Origin of the sequence: Microcoleus sp. T2B6 (genome assembly GCF_036700475.1) — a bacterium.
Lineage (GTDB): Bacteria > Cyanobacteriota > Cyanobacteriia > Cyanobacteriales > Microcoleaceae > Microcoleus.
Genome location: NZ_JAUBOZ010000193.1, coordinates 1 through 6,561 on the forward strand (window position 1 = coordinate 1; position 6,561 = coordinate 6,561).

6 protein-coding genes are annotated in these 6,561 nt (G+C 45.3%); 1 reads left to right on the forward strand and 5 read right to left on the reverse strand.

From position 1 onward, the window contains the following. The first annotated feature begins 102 nt into the window (after positions 1-102). A complete protein-coding gene (locus QUA00_RS35845; RefSeq protein WP_333413313.1) occupies positions 103-603 on the forward strand; it encodes a plastocyanin/azurin family copper-binding protein in 501 nt (166 codons plus the stop codon). 70 nt (positions 604-673) lie between these two features. Here the strand turns inward: QUA00_RS35845 and clpS are convergent, their stop codons facing one another. The 5 genes from clpS to QUA00_RS35870 form a co-directional block, all read right to left on the reverse strand. Continuing rightward, complete coding sequence (gene clpS / locus QUA00_RS35850; protein ID WP_333315563.1) at positions 674-967, reverse strand: ATP-dependent Clp protease adapter ClpS; 294 nt, start codon at positions 965-967, stop codon at positions 674-676. Between the two features lie 440 nt (positions 968-1,407). Next, on the reverse strand, positions 1,408-4,041 hold the full coding sequence (gene adhE / locus QUA00_RS35855; protein ID WP_333413315.1) for a bifunctional acetaldehyde-CoA/alcohol dehydrogenase: 2,634 nt from the start codon (positions 4,039-4,041) through the stop codon (positions 1,408-1,410). Positions 4,042-4,177: 136 nt separating this feature from the next. Continuing rightward, on the reverse strand, positions 4,178-5,428 hold the full coding sequence (locus QUA00_RS35860; RefSeq protein ID WP_333144932.1) for a transposase: 1,251 nt from the start codon (positions 5,426-5,428) through the stop codon (positions 4,178-4,180). 246 nt (positions 5,429-5,674) lie between these two features. After that, positions 5,675-6,415, reverse strand: a complete 741-nt coding sequence (gene pflA / locus QUA00_RS35865) for a pyruvate formate-lyase-activating protein (protein ID WP_333413317.1) — start codon at positions 6,413-6,415, stop codon at positions 5,675-5,677. Continuing rightward, positions 6,367-6,561: hypothetical protein (locus QUA00_RS35870; protein WP_333144934.1), on the reverse strand; the 195-nt coding region annotated here is incomplete at its 5' end. The genes QUA00_RS35870 and pflA, both read right to left, overlap by 49 nt.

The following is a 6,561-nucleotide window of genomic DNA, read 5'->3' on the forward strand; positions in this document are numbered from 1 at the left end:
TCAGTTGTCAGTTGTCAGTTGTCAGTTGTCAGTTGTCAGTTGTCAGTTGTCAGTTGTCAGTTGTCAGTTGTCAGTTAATAGTTAACAGTGGTCAGAACAGCCATGATCAATTTACTCGGTTTGCAATTAGGCAAATTCTACCGCAGCCAGGGGTTACAAAAAACTTTCAAGGTTATTTTGGGACTAATTTTATGTTTGATCACAATCTTGATGCCGGCGGCAATTGCTAGTGCAGCCGGTGATTTGTCTCGCCAACCTGTCACCGAAATTACTGTTAGTTTGGGTAACGAAGCTGGGGAACTCAAATTCTTTCCCAATTTGCTAGAATTTGAATCGGGAAAACGCTATAAATTAGTGCTGAAAAATCCCAGTTCGCAGAAACATTATTTTACTGCTAAAAACTTTGCTGATGCGAGTTGGACTCAAAAAGTTGAAGCTGGGAAAGTGGAAATTAAAGGAGCGATTCACGAATTGGAACTTAAACCGGGCGCTATGGCAGAATGGGTGTTTGTGCCGATGAAATCAGGAACCTACAACCTGCGCTGTACGGTAGCCGGACATACGGAAGCGGGGATGATTGGCAAAATTACCATCGCCTCTTAAATCCCAATCTCCGTTCAATTTCAGATGAATTACCGAAAATTCATCGAACTTTCGGCCCTCTAGACACTTTTCAAATAGACTCTAGCGGAGCCATTGTCAGTCCAGCACGGCTCAATTGCATATGATAAAGTTCTGCTTGCTCTTGCGGGCCAACCCAGACAGTGGCCTGGCCTTCGTGGTGGATTTGGTTGGCGAGTTTCCAAGCTTGATCGCTCGTCATCCCTGGAATGTATTTGGTCAAACATTCCACAACGTGCTGGAATGTGTTGAAATCGTCGTTGAGGACTATTACCCGATAGTTGGGATAAGGTTTGCGGGTAACTTGACTCGATCGAACGGGTGCTATGGTTGGTGAAGAGGTCATCGCGCGAACAGCCACTGAAACTACAGAAGTCGTAAAATAGTTACCTGTAACATCATAACACAATTTCACACTTTTTCATCAACCTCTACTTGGTATTTTGATCCGCTTCGGGGTTTATTTTCAGCGCCGGGCCCGGCGTTAGATTTCTCCAGAAAGTCTTGTGGGGAGTAGGGGTTAGGTCATTAGTGTCAACAATCGCCTAAAACCCTTGATAAATATCGCTTTTATCTGAGTCTAGATCCCCCTAAATCCCCCTAAAAAAGGGGGACGAAAGATCGGACTCTTGTTCCCCCCTTTTTAAGGGGGGCTAGGGGGGATCTGGCCCTAATCGTCAAACAACATTCTGTGACTGGGTTTGACGTTAAGTTGACACCCATCGGGTTAAGCATCCTGCCCCCCATTGACAGGCTTTTGAGGAGAAATCTCTTGCACCGCGCCGATTAAACTACAGTTAACACTCGATCGACCTCAGAAGTGTCGCCGCCGTGAGAGTAGGCTTGCACCAGAAGTTGCTTTAAATCTTCAATCAGCGGATAGCGGGGGTTCGCTCCGGTACACTGATCGTCAAAAGCACGATCGGCCATTTCCTCAACGCGAGCAAAAAAGAAATCATCGCTCATTCCCTGACTGGCGATCGCCTCCTGAATCGTGCTAGGAAGCTCTACCTCACGCTTGAGATTTTCCACCGCTTCGATCAACTTCTCAACTTTCTCATCTTCTGTATCGCCGCCCAAATTCAGATAGTCCGCAATTCGAGCATAACGCCACTTGCTGTTAGGATACTTGTTTTGAGAAAAAATCGCTTGTTTGAACGGAACATCCGTTGCATTGTAGCGAATTACGTGAGAAATCATCAGCGCATTCGCTAAACCGTGAGGGACGTGGCAAGTTGCACCTAATTGGTGAGCCACTGAGTGACAAACCCCCAGAAAAGAGTTGGCAAATGCCATCCCGGCCATCGTAGCAGCATAATGTACTTTCTCCCGCGCTTTCGGATCGTTAGCACCATTTTTGTAAGCGCTGGGCAGGTATTTAAACAGCAAACGAATCGCTTCTAAAGCCAAACCATTTGTATACTCAGAAGCCAACACAGAAACATAAGCTTCTAAAGCGTGGGTTAGCGCATCAATGCCACCGTAAGCAGTCAGTTTTCGGGGCATATTCAGCGTAAGTTCTGGATCGACGATCGCCATATTCGGAGTCAGAGCATAATCTGCAAGCGGATACTTAATCCCCGATCGTTCATCCGTAACAACCGCAAAAGGCGTGACTTCCGAACCCGTTCCCGAAGTAGTTGGAATTGCCACCATAGTTGCCTTTGAACCCAAAGGCGGCAGTTCGTATACCCGCTTGCGGATATCCATAAACCGCATCGCCAATCCTTCAAACTCAATTTCTGGATGCTCATACATCAGCCACATTACTTTAGCAGCATCCATCGGCGAGCCACCACCAAAGGCAATAATCGCATCTGGATGGAAACTATTGCAGATTTCTAAACCTTTGCGAACAGTAGCAAGCGAAGGATCGGGTTCCACATCGTAAAATGTGTAGTGATCGATGCCGATTTCTTCCAAACTATCTGTGACTTCCTTAGTCAATCCCAATTCAAACAAAGGTTTATCCGTCACGATCAAAGCACGTTTCTTACCTGCAAGATCCCTCAAAGCTACAGGAAGACAACCCGACTTAAAATAAATCTTGGGAGGAATGCGGAACCAGAGCATATTCTCGCGCCGTTCTGCTACGGTTTTGATATTCAGCAGGTGATGGGGTGTCACGTTGACAGAAATCGAATTATCGCCCCAGCTACCACAACCGAGGGTAAGGGAGGGATCGAGGCGGAAATTGTACAAATCGCCGATCGCACCTTGAGAAGAAGGCGTATTAATCAGCACCCGCGAAGTCTCTAGTTTGCTTTCAAAATAACGAATGTGCTTCTGATTGTGCGGAGCCGTGTAGAGTACAGAAGTATGTCCGTGTCCGCCAAAAATTATCAGCGCTTCAGCTTTGTCTACTGCTTCAGTAAAGTCCTTGGCGCGATACATGGCGAGAATCGGCGAAAGTTTTTCACAAGCAAAGGGTTCTTCTTTACCTACCCCCTCAACTTCTCCAATCAAAACCCTGATGTTTGACGGCACTGTAAAACCAGCAATCTGCGCCACTTTTTGCACCGATTGTCCGACAATTTCGGCATTCAAGCGACCATCAATTAAGATTACCTGCCGCACTTTTTCCCGTTCTTCAGCATTGAGGAAATAAGCACCGCGCTTGATGAATTCCAGTTGCACTGCATCGTACACCTCATCCACAACAACCACCGATTGTTCCGAAGCACAAATCGTGCCGTTGTCGAAAGTTTTGCTCAGCAAAATTGAGCTGACAGCCATTTGGATGTGGGCGGTTTCATCGATGATGGCGGGAGTATTTCCCGCGCCGACACCGAGGGACGGATGCCCTGAAGAGTAGGCAGCTTTTACCATTCCCGGCCCGCCAGTTGCCAAAATTAGTTTGATATCGCGGTGCTGCATCAAAGCTTGGGAAAGCGGCACAGTGGGCTCATCAATCCACCCAATAATATCCGGTGGTGCTCCTGCGGCTACTGCAGCATCGAGGATGATTTTTGCCGCCGCAGCCGTGCAGGATTTGGCGCGGGGATGGGGCGAAAATATAATGCCATTTCTCGTCTTGAGCACGATTAAAGACTTAAAGATGGTGGTGGAAGTCGGGTTAGTTACAGGCACGATTCCCGCCAGCACTCCCACGGGTTCGGCAATGCGTTCGTAGCCAAAATGCCGATCGGACTCGATGATACCGCAAGTCTTGTCGTTTTTGTATTTGTTGTAAATCATTTCCGAGGCAAAATGATTTTTGATTGCCTTATCTTCGATGACTCCCATTCCCGATTCTTTGACTGCTGCCTTGGCTAAGGGAATGCGGGCGGCATTAGCGGCTAAAGCTGCTTGCTTGAATATGCGATCGACTTGTTCTTGAGTGTAGGTGGCAAATTCAGCTTGGGCTGCTTTCACTTTTTGAATTAGGACTTCTAATTCTTCTAAATTGGTAACTTTCATGTTGTTTTTACTGATGTTTATTTCGGGAAAATTATTGCCTCAATCTTTGATTGGTAGGGAACCTGCTGATGAACGCAGATCATTTCAAGATTGTGGGTGACTTTTGACACTCCCCAGCCTGAAGGCATGGGGATTCTTAAGACCATAATTTAAGTCTTAAAGGCGCTGACAACTCGCCTCTACTGATTCCGCTTAGATCAAGTCCAAGCATCACCGCTACTTTTCTACCAATGTTGCCACAAGCATTGCAATCTGCATTAATTAGCCAGCCTTGCGCCGTTCGGTACAAACCACGTTTAATCCGCGTGCCAATTGGAAGCCACCCTTCGGGTTTTTCGCCGAAAGTAGGTAGCAAATCACGATCGACAAAAGAAGCTTTTGACGAATAAGATTCTTCCGTTTCAACGAACCTCAAGCCATACTGCTCACAGAGTTGAGCAATTCTATCTTTCAGTCTGCCCGTAGGGATTTGCACAAACTTTTGATTAGTTTTGCTTCCCATGTTGGCAGAATTTTTTTGTCCCTTATTCCAACCGAATACAACCGTTCCTATCCGATTTTTCAAGCAGTGCTTAATTACCTTCCTTGCTGCCTTGTTAACGGCATCTCGCATCTGACGATTCCGTCTTTCGGTCAAGCTGGCAAGCCTTTTAGACCAATAGCCATTAACTTTTCCCTTCATGAGAAATGCAACTCGTCTGTTGTATCCCTGGTTAAGCGACTTTAAAAGCTTGCCATCGACGATAAAACTTGTACCGACATTGCTCACGCAAGTTAACCAGTTATCTACGCCGTGGTCGATCATTAAGCACTTAGCAGGGTCTATATCTGCCTGGACATTGGTCGTTGTGTAGACAAACTCTAGGTAGAAACAGCCGTTCCGGGGAAGTATGCGATATTCCCGAATCGCTTTGAAATCAAGATTAGAAGGCATCGGAAGGAAAAACGCATCTAGACCGAACCACGCTTTAACCTTGCTACCCAAAGGGAATCTCAACATTCCGTCGTTGAGTTTTACCGACCTACCTGTAAATGTCACAAGTGCCATTCCGCCTTGACGATATTTCGGTAGCTTCGGACGTTCCGTAATTACGCCATTTTTAAAAGCCTTTAGTAATCCCATAAATGACTTAAAAGACTCTGCTACGCCCGTCAGAATTTGTTGAGCAGTATCAGAGTAGAACGCTTGATAGTGTCGGTTTCGGTTTTCCGTCCCCAAAACTTTGTGCAACTGAGCACGGTTTGGGATTTTACCAGTTTTAAAGTATAGCTGGCGGGCATAGTAAGTCCCACAATTAGAAAGTTTTGCAGATTCAGAACACAGGTATTCAATAATAGCTTGAATATCTGAATCAACTCGAATTAAATTTTGTTGACAGCCCAACATGAGTCATCCTCTTTGTTGTCATATAATCATACAGCAAAAACTCGAAAAACTTCCTGAATAAACGTTTATTTTTTCGGATTCAGGAATCTGAATTTGCAATTATTGAAGAACATTGCAAAGCTGTAGCTAGAACTAAAACTGATGTACTTAGAGAGAATTAATCAGGAGCCTCAAGGTTAAGGGAAAGCCGTCCTAAAAGGACGGGGCTTCAGACCCAATTTTTTGGTGAACGCGGTCTTTTAATTATTATATACCGCTAGCTCCGATCGCATTTAGCCCGCGACTGCGAAAAATATCAACAGTTTGTTGCACGAGTTCCGGTGAAGCGGGAGGTGTATCCTTGAGTTCGTAATCAAATTTTAATTGTTCCCATTTGTATTCTCCCATTTTATGAAATGGTAATACTTCTACTTTTTCCACATTGTTCAGATTGGCAATAAACTCCGCTAGTTTTTCTACGTTTTCGATGTGATCGGTGAGGTGAGGAACGAGAACAAATCGAATCCACGTCGGTTTGCCAATTTCGCTGAGATATTTTGCCATTGCTAAAGTAGGCTCGATCGAAACGTTGGTGACTTTGTAATACAGTTCGGGAATGTAGGATTTAATGTCCAATAAAACCAAATCTGCCATTTCTAGCACCGGTTTAGCAACTTCTAAAACACAGAAGCCTGATGTGTCCAGGGCTGTATGCAAGCCCATTTGATGACAGCGGGTAAAGATTTCTCTGACAAAATCCGGCTGCATCAATGGTTCGCCACCGCTGACTGTAACGCCTCCTTTCCGCAGGTAGGATTTACATTTTGTAATTTGATCGATTAAATAATCGACTGTTACTTCTTTACCATCGTGGGAATTGCGACAGTCGGGATTGTGACAGTAAAGACAGCGTAACGGACAGCCTTGGGTGAAGACGATAAACCGGATTCCGGGGCCGTCTACAGTACCAAATGTTTCGATTGAATGAATGCGACCAATTCCAGACATTTAATTTGCTGTTTGTTGGTAAGGATTTTGAGAGTAGGGATGATATCATTTCCGGTAACACCGGAATGATGTTGACTGTTGACTGTTGACTGTTGACTGTTGACTGTTGACTGTTGACTGTTGACTGTTGACTGTTGACTGTTGAC

Excerpts from the sequence above, each read along its gene's own strand:
- QUA00_RS35845 (WP_333413313.1), top strand. The coding sequence starts at position 103 with ATGATCAATTTACTCGGTTTGCAATTAGGCAAATTCTACCGCAGCCAG.
- clpS (WP_333315563.1), bottom strand. The coding sequence starts at position 967 with ATGACCTCTTCACCAACCATAGCACCCGTTCGATCGAGTCAAGTTACC.
- adhE (WP_333413315.1), bottom strand. The coding sequence starts at position 4,041 with ATGAAAGTTACCAATTTAGAAGAATTAGAAGTCCTAATTCAAAAAGTG.
- QUA00_RS35860 (WP_333144932.1), bottom strand. The coding sequence starts at position 5,428 with ATGTTGGGCTGTCAACAAAATTTAATTCGAGTTGATTCAGATATTCAA.
- pflA (WP_333413317.1), bottom strand. The coding sequence starts at position 6,415 with ATGTCTGGAATTGGTCGCATTCATTCAATCGAAACATTTGGTACTGTA.